The 18,675-nt window shown below is 70.4% G+C and carries 25 protein-coding genes; all 25 read right to left on the bottom strand.

Annotation, left to right across the window (positions count from 1 at the left end; translation table 11 throughout):
• The coding region (locus AB0J68_RS01540; protein ID WP_363935419.1) for a hypothetical protein at positions 1 to 313 on the bottom strand (313 nt) is incomplete at its 3' end.
• Positions 310 to 618 carry a hypothetical protein gene (locus tag AB0J68_RS01535; protein WP_363935417.1) on the bottom strand — a complete coding sequence of 103 codons (309 nt, stop codon included), beginning with the start codon at positions 616 to 618 and terminating at the stop codon, positions 310 to 312. The genes AB0J68_RS01535 and AB0J68_RS01540, both read right to left, overlap by 4 nt.
• Before the next feature lie 6 nt (positions 619 to 624).
• Positions 625 to 1,602 (bottom strand): hypothetical protein, encoded by a 978-nt coding sequence (locus tag AB0J68_RS01530; RefSeq protein ID WP_363935416.1) that lies wholly within the window; start codon positions 1,600 to 1,602, stop codon positions 625 to 627.
• Positions 1,602 to 2,441 (bottom strand): SGNH/GDSL hydrolase family protein, encoded by an 840-nt coding sequence (locus AB0J68_RS01525; protein WP_363935415.1) that lies wholly within the window; start codon positions 2,439 to 2,441, stop codon positions 1,602 to 1,604. The genes AB0J68_RS01530 and AB0J68_RS01525 overlap by 1 nt, the downstream gene beginning before the upstream one ends.
• Positions 2,438 to 2,947 carry a hypothetical protein gene (locus AB0J68_RS01520; RefSeq protein WP_363935413.1) on the bottom strand — a complete coding sequence of 170 codons (510 nt, stop codon included), beginning with the start codon at positions 2,945 to 2,947 and terminating at the stop codon, positions 2,438 to 2,440. Before AB0J68_RS01520 ends, AB0J68_RS01525 begins: the two co-directional genes overlap by 4 nt.
• Positions 2,940 to 3,152, bottom strand: coding sequence for a hypothetical protein (locus tag AB0J68_RS01515; protein WP_363935412.1), 213 nt, complete (start codon positions 3,150 to 3,152; stop codon positions 2,940 to 2,942). The genes AB0J68_RS01520 and AB0J68_RS01515 overlap by 8 nt, the downstream gene beginning before the upstream one ends.
• On the bottom strand, positions 3,149 to 3,868 hold the full coding sequence (locus tag AB0J68_RS01510; RefSeq protein ID WP_363935410.1) for a hypothetical protein: 720 nt from the start codon (positions 3,866 to 3,868) through the stop codon (positions 3,149 to 3,151). Before AB0J68_RS01510 ends, AB0J68_RS01515 begins: the two co-directional genes overlap by 4 nt.
• Positions 3,865 to 4,944, bottom strand: a complete 1,080-nt coding sequence (locus tag AB0J68_RS01505; protein ID WP_363935407.1) for a DUF5047 domain-containing protein — start codon at positions 4,942 to 4,944, stop codon at positions 3,865 to 3,867. The genes AB0J68_RS01510 and AB0J68_RS01505 overlap by 4 nt, the downstream gene beginning before the upstream one ends.
• Entirely contained in the window at positions 4,941 to 6,170 is a 1,230-nt protein-coding gene (locus AB0J68_RS01500; RefSeq protein WP_363935406.1) for a carbohydrate binding domain-containing protein, read from the bottom strand. The genes AB0J68_RS01505 and AB0J68_RS01500 overlap by 4 nt, the downstream gene beginning before the upstream one ends.
• Complete coding sequence (locus AB0J68_RS01495; protein ID WP_363935404.1) at positions 6,170 to 7,900, bottom strand: hypothetical protein; 1,731 nt, start codon at positions 7,898 to 7,900, stop codon at positions 6,170 to 6,172. Before AB0J68_RS01495 ends, AB0J68_RS01500 begins: the two co-directional genes overlap by 1 nt.
• Positions 7,893 to 8,351: a hypothetical protein gene (locus AB0J68_RS01490; protein ID WP_363935402.1), complete on the bottom strand. Its 459-nt coding sequence runs from the start codon at positions 8,349 to 8,351 to the stop codon at positions 7,893 to 7,895. The genes AB0J68_RS01495 and AB0J68_RS01490 overlap by 8 nt, the downstream gene beginning before the upstream one ends.
• A 141-nt stretch (positions 8,352 to 8,492) precedes the next feature.
• On the bottom strand, positions 8,493 to 8,813 hold the full coding sequence (locus tag AB0J68_RS01485; RefSeq protein ID WP_363935400.1) for a hypothetical protein: 321 nt from the start codon (positions 8,811 to 8,813) through the stop codon (positions 8,493 to 8,495).
• Between the two features lie 3 nt (positions 8,814 to 8,816).
• Positions 8,817 to 9,236, bottom strand: coding sequence for a hypothetical protein (locus tag AB0J68_RS01480; RefSeq protein ID WP_363935398.1), 420 nt, complete (start codon positions 9,234 to 9,236; stop codon positions 8,817 to 8,819).
• A 3-nt stretch (positions 9,237 to 9,239) separates the two neighbouring features.
• Positions 9,240 to 9,581, bottom strand: coding sequence for a hypothetical protein (locus AB0J68_RS01475; protein ID WP_363935396.1), 342 nt, complete (start codon positions 9,579 to 9,581; stop codon positions 9,240 to 9,242).
• On the bottom strand, positions 9,578 to 9,991 hold the full coding sequence (locus tag AB0J68_RS01470; protein WP_363935394.1) for an HK97 family phage prohead protease: 414 nt from the start codon (positions 9,989 to 9,991) through the stop codon (positions 9,578 to 9,580). Before AB0J68_RS01470 ends, AB0J68_RS01475 begins: the two co-directional genes overlap by 4 nt.
• Positions 9,988 to 10,551: a hypothetical protein gene (locus tag AB0J68_RS01465; RefSeq protein WP_363935393.1), complete on the bottom strand. Its 564-nt coding sequence runs from the start codon at positions 10,549 to 10,551 to the stop codon at positions 9,988 to 9,990. The genes AB0J68_RS01470 and AB0J68_RS01465 overlap by 4 nt, the downstream gene beginning before the upstream one ends.
• Before the next feature lie 31 nt (positions 10,552 to 10,582).
• Positions 10,583 to 11,116 carry a hypothetical protein gene (locus tag AB0J68_RS01460; RefSeq protein ID WP_363935391.1) on the bottom strand — a complete coding sequence of 178 codons (534 nt, stop codon included), beginning with the start codon at positions 11,114 to 11,116 and terminating at the stop codon, positions 10,583 to 10,585.
• Between the two features lie 41 nt (positions 11,117 to 11,157).
• Entirely contained in the window at positions 11,158 to 14,199 is a 3,042-nt protein-coding gene (locus AB0J68_RS01455; protein WP_363935389.1) for a phage portal protein, read from the bottom strand.
• Between the two features lie 57 nt (positions 14,200 to 14,256).
• Complete coding sequence (locus AB0J68_RS01450) at positions 14,257 to 15,825, bottom strand: terminase (RefSeq protein ID WP_363935387.1); 1,569 nt, start codon at positions 15,823 to 15,825, stop codon at positions 14,257 to 14,259.
• Positions 15,826 to 15,856: 31 nt separating this feature from the next.
• The gene (locus AB0J68_RS01445; RefSeq protein WP_363935385.1) at positions 15,857 to 16,237 is read right to left on the bottom strand and encodes a hypothetical protein; all 381 of its coding nucleotides are present in this window, start codon (positions 16,235 to 16,237) and stop codon (positions 15,857 to 15,859) included.
• A gap of 166 nt (positions 16,238 to 16,403) precedes the next feature.
• Positions 16,404 to 16,742 (bottom strand): hypothetical protein, encoded by a 339-nt coding sequence (locus AB0J68_RS01440; protein ID WP_363935383.1) that lies wholly within the window; start codon positions 16,740 to 16,742, stop codon positions 16,404 to 16,406.
• On the bottom strand, positions 16,736 to 17,047 hold the full coding sequence (locus tag AB0J68_RS01435) for a hypothetical protein (protein WP_363935381.1): 312 nt from the start codon (positions 17,045 to 17,047) through the stop codon (positions 16,736 to 16,738). The genes AB0J68_RS01440 and AB0J68_RS01435 overlap by 7 nt, the downstream gene beginning before the upstream one ends.
• On the bottom strand, positions 17,044 to 17,730 hold the full coding sequence (locus tag AB0J68_RS01430; RefSeq protein WP_363935380.1) for a hypothetical protein: 687 nt from the start codon (positions 17,728 to 17,730) through the stop codon (positions 17,044 to 17,046). The genes AB0J68_RS01435 and AB0J68_RS01430 overlap by 4 nt, the downstream gene beginning before the upstream one ends.
• 15 nt (positions 17,731 to 17,745) lie before the next feature.
• Entirely contained in the window at positions 17,746 to 18,291 is a 546-nt protein-coding gene (locus AB0J68_RS01425; RefSeq protein ID WP_363935378.1) for a hypothetical protein, read from the bottom strand.
• A 38-nt stretch (positions 18,292 to 18,329) separates the two neighbouring features.
• Positions 18,330 to 18,638: a hypothetical protein gene (locus AB0J68_RS01420; RefSeq protein ID WP_363935377.1), complete on the bottom strand. Its 309-nt coding sequence runs from the start codon at positions 18,636 to 18,638 to the stop codon at positions 18,330 to 18,332.
• Between the last annotated feature and the right edge of the window lie 37 nt (positions 18,639 to 18,675).

Raw genomic sequence — 18,675 nt, 5'->3', positions numbered from 1 at the left:
CATCGACCGGGCCGAGAAACGCGCCGACGAGGCTGAAGCGCGCCGCGCCGCCGCCGAGGGCCGCATGGATGAACTGCAGCAAGCCGTCGACGACGCACGTTCCGCCGAGCTGCCGCACCTGCTGACACAGCTGCTCGGCCCCGGACACGGCGGTGTTGGCGCGTTGCTGCTCGGCGGTCGCCTGCCGGCCCAGCGATGCCGCCCACCAGGTGACGGCGGATGCGATCAGCGCGGTGGCGGCCACGGCGACGATCGCGCGGCGGCGGCCGCGGCGGTGCATCCGGCGGCGAAGCTGCACGGTCTCATCGGTCACGGCCCACCTCCAGCCGGCCGGTGCCGCTGCAGTTCACGTTCCGCCGCGGCCGCACGGTCCTCGGCCGTGCGGCGCCCAGCCCGTTCGGCGTCGACGGCTTGCTGCAGTTCATCCATGCGGCCCTCGGCGGCGGCGCGGCGCGCTTCAGCCTCGTCGGCGCGTTTCTCGGCCCGGTCGATGGCGTCCTGGTACTCCCGCCGGTCGACCCTGTTCGCGTTGAGCAGGTAGACGACGACGGCGAGGAGGGTGCCGCCGACGGAGACCGCGCCGAGGCCGCCGGGTGGGATGAGGGTCGCAAGGTCCACACGACGTCAGGCGGCCGGGAGAGCGGGCAGCAGTTCGCGTAGCTGAGCGAGGACCTGCTCGGCGGTCAGTTCCCCGGACTCCATCCGGCGCATCAGGTCGGCGACCTGGTCCAGCTTGCCGGCCAGGTCCGCAAGTTCGGCCGACAGCTGGGCGTCGCGCTCGGCGTCGGCCGCGGCGACCTGGTCGACGCGCGCCAGGATCGCCTTGGTGTCGAGGCCCTGCACCGCGCCGAGCAGCGCAGCCTGCATGGCGGCCATCTGCTTGCTGATGCTGGTCAGCGACGCATGGGCGTTGTGCTTCGCGCCGAGGACCTGGTCAGTGCCGAGCGCCATACGGGTGTAGACCTGCCCGAGCGGGTTGCGCCCGTCGAGCACCGTGAGGTTCTTGTGGACGGTGGCCAGCCAGTTGTGCTCTTCCGGGGTCATATCGTCGTCCTCCGTCGGGAGTCCCAGCGCGATCCTGAGGATGCGCTCCATCAGCTGCTTGTTCCGGCAGTGCCGGCGGTCGATCGTCAGGTGCCAGTGGTCGAGGTGGGAGTCATCCGAGGTGGCCGCCTGGTTGGTGCGGTTGTTGTAGCCGGTGACCGTCCGCCCGTTCGTGGTGCCAAACAGCTCGGTCACCTCGTCGAGCTGCCCGGCCTTCATGGCCACCATCAGCCGCCCGGTCTGCTCGACCATCAGCGCGCGGTTGCGTGCGGTACCCCATTCGCCGGGGGTGAAGTCGAGCCCGGCGACGTGCCGCTCCTGGTCGGCGGTGAGGCCGGACTGCACGGTGTAGGTGCGGTTCGTCGAGTACCGCGACCGCTTGATCCACTCCTGGGAGCGGTGGGCGCCGCGAAGGTGCGCGGTGTTCCCCTTGCTGCCGAACGCCGTCCGGGGCCTCTTGGTGCGGCGGCACAGCTCGTCGCCGAGCCAGTCGATTTCGGGTGTGACGATCTCGCGATTCCAGTACGACTCGGCCTGGATCTGGGCAGAGGTGGCCATCAGTTCACCGCCATTCGCTCGCAGGGCGTCCAGTTGGGGATCGGCCCGCCGGGTCGCCGTCCGGTGAGCCCGCACGGCAGCGGCGCGGATGGCGGGGTGACGAGGCTGCCGGCGATCGCGTTGAAGATCAATCTCCCCATGACGTCGTAGCCGCCCGGCGTGGGGTGGACGCCGCATTGATCGAGGTACGCCTCGGGGATGGACTGCAGATCGATCCAGCCGGGCACCCTGCCGCCGAACTCGGCGATGACCTTGACCGCGCGGTAGATCGCGTCGTTGACCTTCGCCTCGCTGGCCGGGAGCCACGCCGGCGACGGACCGGGCGGAGTCGTGCACGCCGGCGTAGCCCGGCCCGCGCTGTACTGCACCCAGGAAGGCCACACGATCACGTCGTCGTCGAGGTCCAGGGCGGTATCGAGCAGCCCCCGGTACACGCCCTCCCACGCCGCGATCTGCGTCGACGACTTGTCATCGAGGCGGTCGTTGGTGCCGCACGCCAGGACGATGAGGTCCGGCCGGTGTGTCGTCACCAGCGCGGCCATCCGCGACGTCCAGTAGCCACACGTCGTGCCGCCGGCGGCCGCCACGACGAACCGGTGCGGGATGCACGCGCCGTCGAGCAGCCTGCCCAACTCGGCCCGGTAGCCGTCGGACACCGACCCGGCCATCGTCGCGCCCTCGGTGATGCTGTCGCCGATCGTCAGGATGACCCGCTCCGCCGGCGCCGGTGACGGGCAGGTCACGTCAGCGCCGGTCGCCTGCCGCGGCCGGGCGAGGACGCCGCCGAGCGCGGCGACGAGCAGCACGGCCACCGCGGTGGCGAGGCGGCCCCGGGTCACCACGGGAGCGCCAGCACGCTGATGGACGACGTCTGGTTGTTGACCTTCCAGACGCCGTTGGCCGTCGCCACCGCCGCGCGCATCTTGAAGGTGTGCGCGCCCGCCGTCGCCAGGGTGACGACGAACGCGTTGCACGGCGTGCACCGGGCACCCACCGCAGCCGTGCCGCCAGGGAAGTAGACGGCGTTGGGCGCCTGGTCGACGCCGTCCACCGCCACCACGGAGTAGGGCGTGGCCGTGCTCGCCGTGGTGCATTGGAAGTCGGGCGACCAGATGATCAGCGCCCTGGTGTTCGGCAGGGTGGTGATCAGGGTCTTCGTCGCGCCGGGGATGTCGCTCATGGTCGTGGTGAGGGTCGTGACCGCGCTGACCTGCGCCGAGTCGAGCAGCGGCGTACGCGTCACCAGCGCCGCGTTGGCGTCGTTGGCCAGCTCCTGGATGTGCTCCCAGATCCGGGTGTGCGCGGTCGACGCCGGGTAGGTGAGACCGAGCGAGGTGTCAGGCATCGGCTGCCTCCTTCTGGTCCTGGTCGCGGTGGACCCGGGACGTCTTGAGCAGGTCGAGGGCGGTGAGGGTGATGGCCAGCCACGACAGGCCGAGCACGAACGGCGGTTCGTCGCGTGCCCACCACTTGGCCGACAGGGGCCAGCCGATGAGGCTGCCGACGAGCAGCACCCATGCGAGGGCCACCTCGGCCCGTTGCCGGTTCATCCGCGCCTCCAAGAGATCGTCAACGTGAAGGCCGGCGACCAGCTGCCGCGACCGGCGAGCCGGACGTAGGGGGAGCCGCCGGAGTCGTAGATGGCGAGGCCTCCGGCGGTGCCGTTGACCATGGCCTGCGCCCACGAGTCGGGGATCGTGAACGTGCTGGTCGAGCCAACCGCCAGCGACGGCCCGGACGTGCTGCTGCCCAGGCTGGGGGCACCGCCGGGGCGGGTGGCCTGCGTGACCAGCCGCAAGGTGGTCGACTGGGCGGCGTACGTGCCGGCCGACAGCCGCTTGACGCGGATCTTCGCGTCGGTCACCGTCGCCCCCGACAACGATCGCGGCTTGCTGCCGTAGAACACGGCGCCGGTGTGGTTGCCCCACCCGCCGTACTGGCCCTGGTAGACGTCGTCGTTGTCGGTACGCCAGCCGTACGACGGCCGGTACGAGCGGGTCTCCACCGGGCTCACAACGAGGGTGCCGGTCACCACCGCCGGTTTCGGGTCGGGCGGGCGGACCTGCTCCTCGACGGGCGGGGCGGCGGCCGCGAACGCCCGGATGACGGCGAACCATTGGCTGCCGATGCGCTCGACGAGCAGCACGTCGCCGGCGGCAACGGTCAGATCCCGGGCCACCTGGACTACCGTCTCGGTGCCGTTGACGATCGCCGTGACCGTGGATCCGCTCTTCGCCGCCGTCGCGGTCGCCAGCAGCCCGCTCATGCCAGGCTCCTCACGACGAGGGACTGCCGGCCACCATCGGCGGTATAGGGCAGCCCCAAGGCCTCGATCGCACACAGCAGGTCGGTGTACTCGTCGGTCGTGACCGACACGGTGTCCCCGGCCTGGAGCGCCGGGTGGGGCACCATGTCCACCGCGAACTCGATGCCCGTCGTCCGCTTCTTGCGGGTGAGGACGGTCTGGGCGGCCCGGTTGGCCTGCGCCACCGTCGTCACCAGCGGCGACGAGTAGAAGAACGGGACGGGCAGCGGATTGAAGCTCCCGCCGATCGCGGCCGGCCCGGTGGTGTCGTACGCGACGCCCTGGACTTGACTGCCATCACTAGCCGTTCCTCGGGCGACCACGGCGTTCCACGCGCCTTCGCGGCTGGACGACCCGGTTGCCTCGATGATCGTGCCGCCGGTCTGGTTGGTCAGGGCCAGCACCGGCACAGTCGACGGGGTGGAGTCGGCGACGTACAGGTAGCCGTCTTCGGTCACCCAGGCGTCGGCGCCCCACGCGTCGAGCAGCTCCCCGATCGCGTCGATCCTGGATTCGTCGTAGTTGATGCCGGCGGGCACGGCCCGGTCGACGAGGGCGACGTCGGCCACCACGGTCAGGGCCGGCTCGACGAGGCCGCGCAACGTCGACAGCAGCGTGCCGGTCGGCTGGTACGGCGAGACGAGGCGGGCCTCGTCGATGAGCGACAGCAGCCCCACCGCCGTGACCGAAACGTCGTCGCCCTCGGCCTCAGAGTCTTGGATCACGTACCAGCCGCGCTGCAACCACTCGATCTCCCCGTTGCCGACGCCGACGCCGAGCTGCACGCGCAGCCGCTGCCCGCGCGCTGCGAGGGGGTGGTCGTCGGTGGTAGGCGACCAGGACATGCCCCGGTCCCTCCGCGGGACGGTGAGGCTGATCCGCTCCGGCACCCGCAACGCCCGGTCGGTCTCCTCACTACCCGCGTCGACCGGAATGTCGTCGGCGAGCAGCTGGTCGCCGAGCCAGGACTCGACTCGCTGGTGGTAGGTGTACGAGCGGGTGAGCACCGATGCGGCGGCCGCGCTGATCGGGATCATGACCAGTCCGCCTGAGCGATGTCGAGCAGCGTGCCGGGGTAGTCGGCGGCAATCCGGGCCAGCGACTGATACGCCACGTTCAGGGTCGCCTCGTCGATGTACAGCAGGTGCGTGTTAGGCGGTGTCGACGTCAACTGGAAGAGCATCCGCGCCTGCGCCGTCGACGCTGGCGGCGTGAACGTGGTGTCCATCAGCGTCCACGTGTTCGCCGCCACCGCCAGGTCATAGTTGCTCGTCGACAACAGCGCAGCGCCCGAGTCGTGCCAGTCCATGGACAGCCGCACCGACCGGGCCACCGCACATCGCACCCACGCGCGGGCGCGAAACAGGGTGCCTACGGACGCTGGCACCAGATCGGCGCGAGCCTGCGCCGCGCCGGCCGCGCCGGACGGGGTGAGCAGCAGCGACGCGGCGCCCTCATGCGCCTGGGTGGTGGACCGCGCGATCGTTCCACCCAACTGCGCCCAGCCCGCCGCGTTCGTCTCGAAGTAACTGTTGGGCAGCAGGTTCGGGCCGGCCACGTCGTACACGTTGGCGATGTCCTGGAGGGTGGACCCACGGGCTTCCAGCGCGGGCGCCCACCCCTCGACCTCGGCGACGTCCAGGGCGATGATGCGCCGCTGGTCTGAGCCGTCCTGTGACCAGCGGCGCTCGGCGACGCTGAGGACTGCGAGGTACGAGTCGATGCCGTCGTACCCGCCGGGCTGGCGGATCTGCACGACGCCCTCGGTCGCGGACTCCACCACGGCCATCACGCCGTCACGGGCGCTGGTCGTCTCGGCGTACAGCTCCAGGCTGGATTCGGGCTGGCCGAGCTGGCCGGACACGACGATGTTCCGGCCACCGGCGCGGAACACCGACGACTGCCGCTGGTAGGACCGTTCGTCCCAGGCGAGGATCACGGTTTCCGCGGCGTCGCCGCTGATCGCGTCGGTGAGCGCCACCTTGCCGCCCGGCAGCGCGTACGTGGCGGCGCCGGTGGTGTACTCGTCGTCGTCGTTGACGACCGCCAGGTACGACACCGGCTGTCCGAACGGCAGCTCAGCGTCAGTGCGCAGAAACGACGTGTCGGTGACGGCGTCGGTTTCGCCAGCCCGCAGGAGCGCGCGGACGCCGCCAACGACGCGGTACAGGGCGATGCCGTCACCGATGGTCAGTCCGGTGACGGAGACGAGGACGCGGGGCGGCCAGGAATCCTGCGCAATGGCGGTGATCGCGACGGCCATCAGCGGACCCCGACCTTCTGCCGCCACGCCGTCCGCTTCTCGCTGCCTCGAATGGCGCGGGCGGTGTACGCGTAGAAAGGCCGGCCGTCGAGCGACACGTTGAGGGTCTGGTTGACGGTCGACTCAACCCGCACGGGCCCGCCGGTCCGCGAGGTCATACCACCATCGGACTGGTACCAGGAGTCGCCGGCCGCGTCCTTGAGCTGGGTACCGACGCCGGGAATGCGATGATCGCCGCGCTGTGTGACCTGCACGGTCACGTTGACCGTCTTGCCCTTGAGGTTGGTGATCTTCTTCTGGAAGGTCTCCAGCTTCGCGCTGGCGGCACCGGTGTTCGCGTTCACCGTGGTCGTCACGTTCTTCGGCACCTTCAACCACTGCCCGGCCAACTTCTCGGCCTGGCTGCGGGTGTAGCCGGCTGCCTCGGCGGCGGCGATCAGCTTCTGCCGGTTCGTGGCGTACGCCTCGGACGCCTTCCCGGCGCTGATCTTCGATGCCTCACCGGCCGACGTCTCGGTGTTGAACGCGTCGGCCATGGACAGCAGGGCGGTGCGGTTGGCGTCGGCGCGCTGCGCGTTGGACAGCTTGGCCTTGCTGTTTTCCTTGATCGCGTCGGCGGCCTGGCGGGTGGCGTCGCGGGAGGCGATCTGCGCCTGAGCCAACCCGATGTTCGAATTGACCAGGTCGTCGGCTTTCTGCTTCGCGTTGGTGAGCCCGTCGGCGGCGGCGTTCGCGTCGTCAGCCAGCAGCTGGAATCCGCCAGCCAGGTTGAACGCGCTGGTCTTCGCGCCATCCTGACTGGAGACCATCGAGTCCAGCAGTTTCTTGCCGCCCGGAATCCGGTTGACGAAGAATTCGAAGGTTTCGATCAACAGATTCAGGGCGCCACCGACGCCGAGAATGGTGAATTTCACCAGCTCCAATGTCCCGCGCAGCGCCAGGGCCATGCTCGACCCGTTGTCGGCCAGGTCGCCGAAGACCTTGCCAGTCGCGCCGAGGATCCCCTCAAGCCCCTTGCCGAACTGCGTGAAGATCGGGCCAGCCTTCGTGACCGCCTTCGTGATGCCGGACAGGGCGAGCTGTGCCCCACTTCCCAGCGACCGGGTCAGCCCCGGCAGCCACGTCGCGGACACGTCAAAGATCCGCTTCAGGTCCGGCGTCATCCCCCGGAACGCGCTGCGCGCCTCCTTGACCGCCTCCAGGCTCGCCGGAACGAACCGGCCGGCAGCCTCCTGAAGCGACGACCCGACCTCATCCCCCAGGTCGTCGAACGCCTTGGCGACCCGGGCGTCCTTCGACGCGATGACCAGGCCACCGACGATGCCCGCCCCACCAGCACCGCCGACCAGGGCAGCGCCGACCGCCGGCGCGGCGGATACCGCCGCGCCGACCAGGACGGCGGACACGGCGAGGGCAACCTGCGGGCCGGCCGCGGTGACCGCCTTCGACAGGCCGCCGCCGACCGCGCCGCCCAGCTCGGCGATCTTCCCCAGCCCTGCGCCGACACCACGGGCGAACCGCTTGCCGGTGGAGTCGCCCGAGTTCGCCCACCGGCTGGCCGCCGAGCCGAGCTTCTGGAAGCCCTTCCCCCACTGGGCAACACCCCGGTTGAGCTGCGCCGTGACCTTGTTGCTCTGGTCGGCGACCTTCTTGACGTTCCGCTCGACCGACTTGATGCCCGGGTTGGTCTTGTCCCTGACGACGACGTCCGCTTCGACGTCTCTAGCCACGGCGGATCACCTCCAGGGCGTCGTCGAGGGCGACGTCAGCGGCCTCACGCCACTGGTCCATCTCTGTCGACGGCTCGGTGAAGAACCCGGGGGTGACGGTCTGGAAGTGCCAGCTCGCCGGGGTGCGGTGACCCCAGGACGGGGCGGCCGCGCGGCCTTGGTCGATGCGCCGCAGGTCCACCCGCGGCTGCTTGTCCGGGTAGCCCTTGCGGCGACCGACCAGCTTGACGCCGGCCGCGCGGCCCTGCAGCTTCACCCGCGCGGTGACGGACAGCTTCGACACCCACTCGCCGAACCCGCCACCGGAGGGCAACACGTCAAGGGCCCGCCGGCGCACGGCGCGGCGTACCGCCGGGACCGGCTTACGCAGCTCCCGCGCGAGCCGGTTCGTGACCTCCTTGCGCCGTTCAAAGGAGCGCAGGTCGCGGATCAGGTCGTCGATCGATCCCACCTGCTCACCTCCTCGATGCCGCCCGGCGGCGGTCTGCGTCGTGCTCGTCGATCAGGTCGATGAGGGTGGCCAGGTCCCTCGGGTGCCAGGACTCCAGGCCGGCCGGCCCCGTCAGCGGTTGTCCCGTACGCCAGGCGAGCGCTACGAGGTCGAGTCGGACGGAGCCGGCTGGCCAGGGTCCAGGCGGTCCCCGGGGTCAACCTCTTCGTCGGGCTCGGGCAGGTCACTGACTTCGAGGCATGCGGCGTCGAAGTCCGGCCAGGCCAGGGTGGTGACGCCGCGACGGAACATTGCCGACCAGGCCAGCCACCGATACGCGAGGTTCGCCCGCGCCTTGATCTCTTTGAACGGAGTGCCGAAGTCCTGGATCTCCCAGCGAGCCACGTCGCGCTGGTCGGCGACCACGTCGTGCGTCTCGCCGTTGTCCATCTCGACGCGGAACTCGAGGAGCATCGTCGCCATGGCTCAGGCTCCGCTCTGGCTGAACTCGGGCTGGCCGACAACCGGGAAGGTGGCGTCGAACTCACGGAAGTTGCCCTGCTCGCCACCGAACTCGACCGGCATCGCCACCATCACGAATTCGGCCGTGTCCTGGCCGCTGCCGGCCTTCGGCTGCACGGTGACGGTGACCTGCGTACCGGCAAGGTCGGCGAGAGCCTTGGCCAGGCCGTCGGTGCCGTAGTCCTGGAGACCCGCCAGCTCGAAGCTCCACACGGTGCTGTCGATGTCCTGGACGACGCCGTCCGGGACGAGGGTCCGCTTCGTCTGCACCGGGGTGTCGGGCACGAGCCGGGCCTTGGTGACCTGGCCGGTCTGCGCGTATTCGTCGGTGGCGATCGTCACCAGCGAGTTCCGCATTACGTGGGCGCGGGGGTAGGCGGGCATCGGTCACTCACTCCTCATCGTGATCTGGATGGCCAGCAGGGGGCCGGCCTCGGTGGACAGCTCCACCGGTTCGATGCGGTCGACGAACCCGGTGGGCTCCAGCGCGTCGACGAGGTCCTCGTGGTGGGTGTCGAGCCACTCGCTGGCCGCCTGTTCGTCCTGCGGCAGCACCAGGAACACCCGCCAGGTGGCCGTGAACGACAGCCCGCCGGCGCGCTCCAGCGGGCCGAGCATCGGCCACCCGTCGCCGGCGGCCAGCACCGTCGGCCGGTACGCGTAGCCCCTCACGCCCTCAACCGTCGACAGCGCGATGCCGATCTCGGTGCGGTCCCCGACGAGGCTCATCGCGCACCTGCCACGTCGAATCGGGGCGTCGCGGTCAGCGACACCTCCAGCAGGTTCGCCGCGCGGATCAGGGCCACGCCGCGCTCGCCAGGGCTCGGCGCCGCGTCAACCAGGTCAGCGCCGGGAGACAGACCACGCAGCGTCCCGTTGACGACCTGCGCGAGCGCCCGGTCGCCAGCCAGGCTGCGGGCGATCCAGAGCGTGCCGAGGAGTCCGGCGGCGGTCTCCCGCAGGTCGAGGACCCAGCCGACCTGGCGGGACCACACGTGCTCGACGAGCACCGGTAGCCGGGCGGCCGTCCAGCGCAGCGAGCCGGGCGCGTACCGGCGTGGCCGCAGCCCACGACCAACCTGGTCGTACGGGACGACCAACGCGGTGAGGGTGCGCGTGAACCTGTCGACGGTGATCATCCGATCGGCAACCGTCTGTGTGGTGCCTCCAGGCGGCGGACCTCCGGGTCCCTGCCGGGCAACACAGTGGAGCCGACCTCGGCGTCACCGCGCAGCACGGCAAGCGGGATGCCCCGCAGGGCGAGGTTGCGAGCGACCCGCCGGAACAGGGCCTCCCGAAGGTCCGGCGGGTAGACCGCGCCAACCCGGCACACGCGCGCCTGCGCGTACGTCTCGGCCTCCAGTGCCTCGCCGACGGTCTCCTCGGTGGCGCTGATCTGACCGAGGTAGTTCACGACCTTCGGCACGTCGACCACTGGGCCGGTGGTGACCGCCAGGGCCTGAGCCGCGAAGTCGACCACGTCCCCGTCGACCACGCTGGCCCGAGCCACATACCGGCCAGGCGCGTCGACGACGTACGACGCCTCCCACCGGCCGCTACTGGTCTGCTCGGGAATGACCGGTTCCGGGTCGCCGGCGGGAGGGGTGACCACCACGGTAGGCGCGGTGTCGGCGTCGACGAGCAGCTGCCAGACGCCACCCACCGGCAGCAGTACCGACGTCGACGACGCAGCCCGCATAGTGGTCACCCCCTTTCCCCCTCCGCCCGGATTACTGCTTGTTGCCGCGCGCCGGCGCCTGCTGCTTGGCCGGCGTCTTCGCGTGCTCCTCGGCAGACACGGCCCGCGGCTTGGCGCCCGGCTTCCCGGTGCCGAGCTGCGGCGTGCCAGTGAACGGGCTGACCGTCTTGCCGGTGGCCACCAGCTCCTGGCGCTGCCCCTCGGACAGACCGAAGGACGGTTCCACCGGGCGGTTGGTCAGCCGGCCGGCCGCGCGGAGCCGGCGCTCCACGTCCTCCGGCACCTCGGCATCGTCGAAGGTGAGCGGCTTCCCGTCGGCCAGGGCGTCGACGAGCGCGGTCACGTACGCCGGCTCGTCACCCTCACTCGTCTTGGGCTGCTGCGCCTCGGCCAGCTGCCCACGCAGCTGCTCGACCTCCGCCTCCAGCTCCTTGACCCGGTTGGCTTCCGGGTTCGTCGGAGGGGTGCTGGCCGGCGCAGGGCCGTCCGGCACCGGCGGCGCGGTCTGCGCACTGACGGTCTGATTCGAGGCGTTGCCGCCCCGCGATCCTGCTGCTGGCGCCATCTGCGCCTCCCTCTGCTCGTCTCGGATCAGGGCTGGCCCGGTCACGGCACCGGGTCGTAGGTGATTTCGCGGACCCCGGCCAGGTCGCTGATGGCGGTGGCCTTGTAGCCCCAGATCGCGACGTCCACCGACTTGACCTGGTACTCGAAGTCGAGCCGCTGCGGCGCCGACGCCCAGCCGTGCACGCTCTCGCTGTCGAACAGGTACGAGGACGCGACGATCGACCCGGACGCGGCGAGGGCCCACGCGGGCAGCGCGGCGATGCCGTTGATGTCCAGCGCCGACCAGCGGGCCCGCGAGGTGCCGGACGCGTTGGCCGGGCCGAGCGCCGGGAACAGCGGGCGACCGGTGGTGTCCTCGGCCGCGGCGAGGGCCTTGTAGAGGTCGACCTGGGTGAACAGGTTGTCCATGGAGAACCCGCCGCGCACGAACTGGAGCAGCACCATGGCGGCGGTCAGCTCGTCGGCCAGGACGTCGTCCTTCACGCCGGCGGTCAGCGCGATGGCGGTCGGGGTCGCCGCGTCGAGGACCGCGACAGCCGCGGCCTCCAGGGCCTCATACCAGCCCTTCTCCATCTGCCGCCAGATCAACCCGCTGACCTGCGGGTTGCCGCCCTGGTCCCAGACCTCACGGGTGATCTCGGCCTTGCCGGACACGGCGGTCGGGGTGACGGTCTGCGTGGTCACCGTGAACGTGCCCGGGGTCGGCTCGACACCCTCGGTGTGGTTGTTGACCAGCCCGGACGCCGTGTTGAACTTGGGGAACACGAACGGGGTGACGTCCGTGAGGGTGCCCTTGTTGATGGCCTCCCACACCGGGTAGCGGTACGACCGCTGGTCGACGTACATGTCCGGCCGCTGCTTGTTGGGGTTGAGGCCGGCGGTGTCGGCCCGGTCGGTGTCGAACGCGCGGCTGACGTCGAACCGCTCCTGGACCACGGAGAGCGCCCGGTCGTAGGCGGCCGGGTCCTTGCCCTTCAGGCCGAGGATCAGGTCGGAGCTGAAGTCGTGGCTGCCGCGCATGATGTTGCCGCGGCCGTCGAACCGGTACGGGGCCGGCTCGTTGACCTGGGCGAGGGTCACCGACCGGGTCGGGTCGACGGTCTGCCGCTGCTCCGGAGCGGCAGCCGCGGCGGGCGCGGCCGGCGCGCCGGGAGTGAGCAGCCCGGCCAGCCCGGCCAGCCCGTCCGGGCGGCTGAGCAACACGGACAGCTGCTCACTGGACAGAGTGAGGGTGCCCGGGGCCGGCGCCGCCGGCGTGGCCGGTGCGGCGTTCAGGTCGACGGTGGTCGGCTGGGTGGCCGGTGCGGTGGTGGGGGCGGTGCACGCCACGCCTTCCGCGTGGTTCTGCCCGCACACGGAACAAGGCATGGAATCTCCTTCGGTACGGCTCGCGGCCACCTTGGACACGCGGGCGTCGTCGAACGCGGGGACGGCCGTGAGGCTGACCTCGCGCAGCTGGGCGCGGCGCACCAGCACCGCGCTCTTGTTCTTCGGGTCCGGGGCGGTGTCGACCGAGAAGTCGAAGTCGACGCCGATGCTCATGCCGTCGAGAACACCGTCTTCGGCCAGGGCGAGGGCGCGGTCGCCCTCCTCGCCACGGGCGACCTTGAATTTGACCTTGAGGCCGGCGGCGGTATCAGTCAGCGACTCGGCACGGCCGATGGCCTGCCGGTAGTCGTGGTCACGCAGCAGCTTCACGCGGCCCGGGTCGGTCCACTGGAGCGCGCCGCGCTCGAAGCGGTAGCCCAGCCCGTACTTGGTGGCGGTCTTGCCGTACGGCACGGCCAGGCCCTCGATGATGCGCGTCGACTGGTCGACGGCGAACTCGATGACCTCGGCGTCGAAGGTGAGCCCCGACTCCTCGCCGAACGTCAGGGCGGGGGGCACCGTCGACTCGGCGGCGGGCGCGGCCTTCGGGGTGGGCTTCGCGCTGGCGGGCAGTGGCGGCTTCCGCTCGGCGTCACGGATCTCCGGCACGACGGCGTCCCCCATCAGTGAGTGCTGCTTCTCGTACACGTCCCAGCGGGTCCGCGGGTCCGCGCGCATGTAGTCGTCCAGGTCGAACCGGACCAGGTGCCCGGGCCGGGTGACGTCACCCATCGACAGCCGGTCAGTGATCGCCCGCATGAACGGCGACAGCACGTCGTTGATGCGGTCCTGCCGCCGGTCCGTCGCGTTCTGGTAGGTGCGGCTGGTCGTGCTGATGCCAAGGTCTTCCGGGTCGAGCCCGATCGCGTTGGCGATGTCCAGCGCGGCCCGCTTCTGCAGCTCGACGAGCTGGAGATCGGCAGGGGTCGGCACGTCGACGCTGTTGTACTTCAGCGCGGCCGGCACGTAGCCCGTGGCGCGTTCCTTCCGAGCGGCGACCCAGTCCCGGAGGATCTCCTTGACCTCGTCATCGTCGACCGGATCAGCACCCTCGACGGGCGTGAAGTAATCCAGCGGCCGGGGGTCGTCGGCGTACATCGCGGCGGCCTGGTCGAGCAGGATGGCTCGGCGCACCGCCCGGCCACCCGACTTGAGCAGACCAGGGTTCGGGCTGTCGAACCGGATGATCTTTGTCGCGGACACTGCCTTGCCGGCGACGTACACCACGGCGCCACGCGGCTCCTCACCCGACGGCAGCGGCGCCGGCGGCTTCCGGTTCCCGGGCGGCTTCAGAGACACGGTGCTGACGTCGAGGTGCCGGGCGGCCGTCGGGAAGCCCTGGTCGTCGGAAGCGGTGATCAACCACCAGGAGATGGCTTCAAAGAGCAGGTCCTCGACGGTCTGCGCGAGGGTGACGACGTTGGGCACGTCGGGGTCAATCTGCTCCAGCAGCGGCAGCTTTTCGACCTGCCAGTTCGGCCGGTACTGGACCAGCGGCAACGTGGAAATCGAGCAGATCAGGTTCCGCCCGCGCAGCACGGCCGGCACCGACAGCGCGGCCTCACGGTCGACCTTCGGGACGGCACCCCGGCCCATCATCTTGACGATGACCCGGTCCAGCGGCTCGGGTTCCGTCTCGGAGGCGAACTGGCCGTACCCGGGCGGCAGGGAGGGCAGCCGGAACAGCTCCCTCACCTGCGCCCACAACCCCATGGCCCGCAGAATACTCGACAGTCAAGAGATTCAACACTCAACCGTTGAGCTGCTTAACTACTTCGTGACGACCACCACGCGCGGCTTACCCACCGGCGCCGGCAACGTCCGCGCCAGGTGCACCGCACCAGCCGCCGCGTACACCGCGTCGACGTGCCCAGTGCCGGCATCCTGGTCGCCTTCCTCCTGGTCGCCCTTCGGCTTCGCCGACTCGACCTTGGCCCGCCGGCTGAACACCCACGTGTCCCCGCGCCGCAACCGCTCCGCCGACCCGACCTGCTGGTTGAGCAGCGGATCACCGGAGTGGGCGAGGGTCTTCGCCACGACCTCCTTGTCGAGCCCCATGCAGACGGCGGCGGTCTCTCCCCGGATGGCTTCGACCTTCACCCCCGGCGGTGGCCAGCCCTTGCGCTCGGCGAGGTCGGCCGACGCCGCGGCGGCCGGGCCCGCCGGGAGCCAGCCCAGCACTTTCGGCCGCAACCGCGTCACCAGCGGCGGCAACTCCCGGCGCATCTTGTCGACGCAGCCCTGCCCCGCCCAGTCCTTCACGAAGTCGATCCGCACCCGCCCGTCCGGCAGCACCGCGGCGGCGTAGAGCGTGGCGTGCAGCTGGTCCGGCGCGACGTCGAGACACATCGCCACCCGAGACCGGACGGCGTCCAGGCCGCCGACGTCGAGGCACCGCTTCCACGCGCCCGGGTCGATCGCGGGATTCATCACCCTGACGCGGATGCACATGTGCTCGGTCTTGAAGCCGTTGAGCGCCTTGCCGCCCCGAGCGACCGCGCGGCGCGCGTTGGCCAGCAGCTTCCGGGCGTTCTTCCGAGTGCCGAGGTTCGGGTTGGCCTGCGCGAGCGCCGCCAGGTCCAGCGGGTCGGCGTCCTCGGGGGCGGACCACTCGGCCAGCATCACGTCGCCGTCGCCGTCGCCGCTCGTGATGAACGACAGGGCCGTCTCCCGCAGGTCGTTGAGTACGATGCTGCGGTCGTCGCCGGCGTTCGACAGGGCGAAGATCTGCGACCCGTCCACCGCGCTGGTCGCCGGCTCGGCCGCGTCCCAGGCGTCGTAGGAGTGGTGCTGGCGCAGCTCGTCGGCGATGAACCGGCCGATCGACAGCGACCGGCCGCCCTCCTCGTTCGCCGCCGCGATCTTGTACCGGCAGGCATCCGGGTCATCCGGGTCATCCGGGTTGACCGCGTCGGGCGGCACCACGACGAGTTCCTGCTCGCCGTTGGCCCTGCGCACGCCGCCGCGCTTCGGAATCTCATCCGCCAGCTCCAGGATGGCCCGAGCGAGCTTGACCGCCTTCTTCCACGACTCCTTGGCGTAGTCGAGCTTCGTCGACGTGCCCAGCACCAGGGCGATCCGCGCCACATACAGCCAGAAGAGGGCAAGCACCACCAGCAGCTCGGTCTTCCCGTTCTGCCGGGCCACCAGGATCAGCACGATGCTGAACCGCGGCGACCCGTCGGGCAGCAGCTCGCCGCCGTGGATCGCCGACCACCGCTGCCACGGATCGAGCGGGTGCCGCAGCACGTCCCGGGCGAACTCGTCGACGTCGAAGCCGTAGCTGCTCTCCGGTGTCAGCGCGCACCCGCAGCCACACGGCCCAGGCGGGCCCGTCACGAGCGGCGGCGTGAACAGCCGCGGCGTCGTGCTACCCCTGACGCTGCTGACGTCGAGCTCGGAGCTCGTCGAGCTTGGAGGCGACGGGGCTGACAGGACCGACACCGCCACCGGTGGCTCCCTTCGTGTTGCGACCCGCGGCCGTCATGCCGAGCGCAGTCAACGCCGCGAGCAGCTTCGGCCCAAGATCAGACGCTACTGAATGCGCGGACAACGCCGCCTCGATCTTCGCCAGGTGCTTCTCCGCGCCCGGATCACTGCACTCCTGCACGGCCTTCCGCAACACCTTCAACGGCTCCTCGTACTTCGCCAGCGGCGCCGCCTCGTCGATCAGCACCGCGTACCGGCGAGCCAAGGCCTTCGCCCCACCGTCCTGCGGTTGCAGCTCGGCATCCCGCAGCGCGGCGGCCACCGCCCGCACCATCGGCCCCTGCGTCGTCACAATCTGCTCCTACCTGGTTACTGAACTGCTCTGCGGCACTCGGCGGACGCCCCCGGAGAGAGGGAAAGGACACGTAGATCGGGGTGTCCAGGCCCTCTGGATGGGGAAAAACGCACCGCTATGTCCGTTTTCATCATTAGGTCACGCACCCGACGTCAGTGACCCGGACGAGTCGCTGCGTCGGGTCGGGCTGCTGGATGGTGGCCCAGTGCCACCACGCGGCCGAGCACGTCTTGCACCTCGGATCGCCGACGCATCGGTCGGCGAGGAAGCAGGCGTGCTGCCCCTCGCCAGGTCGCAGCTCTCGCCGCTTCATGGTGATGGTGGGCCGTGCCGCGACCTGCTCGCGCCAGTCTGCTGGTGGGCTCCACCCCCACGGTGGTGGCATCTGCCACACTCCGTCGATCTCCACAGCGTTCAGAGTGACGTCGAGGTCGTGTGCTTCGTCGTAGATCCAGATGGGCCAGGTCACCATCGGGTCACGCTCCTGCCTGGTGGGTCGGGTTGCTTGGTGGGGTCTCCGATGTGGAGGTTGCAGGGGGCGCACGCTGCCACGATGTTGGCGGGGTCGTCGCCGGTGACGGTGCGGCCGAGGGTGTGGTGGGCGTGGCCGGCTTCTGGTCCGGTCAGTGGTGCGAGGCCGGTGCACTGGTGGTCACCGGGTACGTGGTCGCACCATCCGTCGGTGTGGGCGCGGCAGCGGTAGAGGTCGCGGGCCAGGACGTAGGCGCGGAGTGTGCGCCACGCCCTGGTGCTGCCCTTCGCCCACGCCTCGCTCATCGCGGAGAGCCGAGCCAATGCGTTCCGTTGGCCGCGCGGTGGCGTCCGTTGTGACCTGCCCGCACCACACACACTTCTCGTCGCTGCGGAGTATCCAAGTCGTAGGAGATCCGCACGGCGGAGAGCTCGCCACATCGGCCGATACCAGCCGGATGAGCCAGTTCCTCGACAACAGCCACAGCAGCGACAGCAGCGATCTGGTCCAGCCAGGTGTCAGTCGCCGTCGATATAACGGGGGCAGCAGCGAACCCATCACGAATAGCGAGTTCGATCCGGTCCCGCAACGCCGGGTCTACGCCTGCCGAGGGGGTGCGTGCGTGCTCGTCGGATGTGACTTCCGGCGCCGCGTCGTAGGCAGTGAGGGCGTCGGCGAGACCGTTGAGTGCTTGGCGGCTGAGCCGGTCATTGTCGATGATCACCCGGGCGGCATTGACGACCTTTCCAGCGGCGCGCAGCGCGTCGTGGCACTGGTTGATGACGCCTTGCCGGAACGTGGCGACCTGCTGGGTGCTGTGCAGTTCGTCGGCCATCCGGGCGATGTGCTCGGCGATGGTGTGTTGGCCGGTGCGGCCGGCGGCGTTAAGTGTGGCCCACGCGGCGCCCAGGACGTCGTGGGCTTCGTCGCGTTCAGCAGTGACGACGCGAAGGAGGCCGGCGGTGGTGGCGCTGGGCTGGTCGGTCATGGCGGTCCTTCCGGGTCAGGCAGGCAGGGGCACGTCGACGACGGTCCGGCCGAAGCGGGGTTCGTCGTGATGTGGGCGCGTCGGGGTGGTGTCGAGCAGTGCTGGCCACTTGACGGCGGTGAGGGCTGCGCGCTGGGTGGCGGGTAGGGCGGCGTCGGGGTGGCCGAGGTGGTCGAGGCCTGCGGCGCGGAGCCAGAGCGCGTCGACCTGGTTGTCGTCGGCCAGCTCGCGGTCGAAGCGCTTGTAGGCGGCGACGGCCATCTCGGGCTTGCCGCAGTTGCCCTTGCCGGTCGCGTACTTCTTGAGGGTCGCCGGGGTGGCGAGGGCGTAGGGGACGGCCTGGCGGCGGAGCCAGCCGCGGATGATCCCGTGGACCATGCCGGTGATGCCGGCGGACTTCGCGTTGGCCGGCAGGTCCTCGATGACGACCAGGTCGATGCTGCGGCCTTCGACGGCGCGGGAGATCTCGGATTCGATTTCGAGGAGTCGGGCGTCACCGTCTCGTTTCGGCTTGACGGTGTAGGTGCTGCCGTCTGCCCACGCGATTCCGGTTCCGGTCATGGAGAGGTCGAGTCCGACAACGCGGGGAATGGTGGTGGTCATTTCTGTCCCATCAGGTCGTCGAGGGTGAGTTGGGTGGGGCCGTTGCATTGGTGTTGTGCGTGGATGGTGCCGCGCAGCGTGTTCCCGGTGATTCGTTCGGCGCTGCGGTAGACGAGGTGCCGGTTGTTGGTGTGGGTGTAGGTCCAGAGGCCTTGGATTAGGGCGGCGATTTCTGCCTGGCGGTTGGGCAGCGGGGTGGCGTCGACGCGGGCGGTGAGGCCTTCGTCGAGGGCGACGAGGAGCGCGGCGTGGCATCGGTCGCAGGGCTGCGGTGTGGCGACGGTGCTTTGGAAGGCCTTGGTCATCGGTGTCGCCTCGTTTGAAGATCATCCGGGTTTCCGG

The sequence above is a fragment of the Micromonospora sp. NPDC049580 genome, assembly GCF_040675595.1.
In the GTDB taxonomy this organism is placed as follows: Bacteria; Actinomycetota; Actinomycetes; order Mycobacteriales; family Micromonosporaceae; genus Micromonospora.
The sequence above is the reverse complement of the archived record's forward strand: the minus strand, read 5'-3'. Positions and strand labels throughout refer to the sequence as shown.

Bases quoted from the DNA above. Each gene is read 5' to 3' on its own strand.
- AB0J68_RS01530 (WP_363935416.1), bottom strand. From the start codon at position 1,602: ATGGCCACCTCTGCCCAGATCCAGGCCGAGTCGTACTGGAATCGCGAG.
- AB0J68_RS01520 (WP_363935413.1), bottom strand. From the start codon at position 2,947: ATGCCTGACACCTCGCTCGGTCTCACCTACCCGGCGTCGACCGCGCAC.
- AB0J68_RS01515 (WP_363935412.1), bottom strand. From the start codon at position 3,152: ATGAACCGGCAACGGGCCGAGGTGGCCCTCGCATGGGTGCTGCTCGTC.
- AB0J68_RS01510 (WP_363935410.1), bottom strand. From the start codon at position 3,868: ATGAGCGGGCTGCTGGCGACCGCGACGGCGGCGAAGAGCGGATCCACG.
- AB0J68_RS01505 (WP_363935407.1), bottom strand. From the start codon at position 4,944: ATGATCCCGATCAGCGCGGCCGCCGCATCGGTGCTCACCCGCTCGTAC.
- AB0J68_RS01500 (WP_363935406.1), bottom strand. From the start codon at position 6,170: ATGGCCGTCGCGATCACCGCCATTGCGCAGGATTCCTGGCCGCCCCGC.
- AB0J68_RS01485 (WP_363935400.1), bottom strand. From the start codon at position 8,813: ATGGCGACGATGCTCCTCGAGTTCCGCGTCGAGATGGACAACGGCGAG.
- AB0J68_RS01480 (WP_363935398.1), bottom strand. From the start codon at position 9,236: ATGCCCGCCTACCCCCGCGCCCACGTAATGCGGAACTCGCTGGTGACG.
- AB0J68_RS01475 (WP_363935396.1), bottom strand. From the start codon at position 9,581: ATGAGCCTCGTCGGGGACCGCACCGAGATCGGCATCGCGCTGTCGACG.
- AB0J68_RS01470 (WP_363935394.1), bottom strand. From the start codon at position 9,991: ATGATCACCGTCGACAGGTTCACGCGCACCCTCACCGCGTTGGTCGTC.
- AB0J68_RS01465 (WP_363935393.1), bottom strand. From the start codon at position 10,551: ATGCGGGCTGCGTCGTCGACGTCGGTACTGCTGCCGGTGGGTGGCGTC.
- AB0J68_RS01460 (WP_363935391.1), bottom strand. From the start codon at position 11,116: ATGGCGCCAGCAGCAGGATCGCGGGGCGGCAACGCCTCGAATCAGACC.
- AB0J68_RS01455 (WP_363935389.1), bottom strand. From the start codon at position 14,199: ATGGGGTTGTGGGCGCAGGTGAGGGAGCTGTTCCGGCTGCCCTCCCTG.
- AB0J68_RS01440 (WP_363935383.1), bottom strand. From the start codon at position 16,742: ATGGTGACCTGGCCCATCTGGATCTACGACGAAGCACACGACCTCGAC.
- AB0J68_RS01435 (WP_363935381.1), bottom strand. From the start codon at position 17,047: ATGAGCGAGGCGTGGGCGAAGGGCAGCACCAGGGCGTGGCGCACACTC.
- AB0J68_RS01430 (WP_363935380.1), bottom strand. From the start codon at position 17,730: ATGACCGACCAGCCCAGCGCCACCACCGCCGGCCTCCTTCGCGTCGTC.
- AB0J68_RS01425 (WP_363935378.1), bottom strand. From the start codon at position 18,291: ATGACCGGAACCGGAATCGCGTGGGCAGACGGCAGCACCTACACCGTC.
- AB0J68_RS01420 (WP_363935377.1), bottom strand. From the start codon at position 18,638: ATGACCAAGGCCTTCCAAAGCACCGTCGCCACACCGCAGCCCTGCGAC.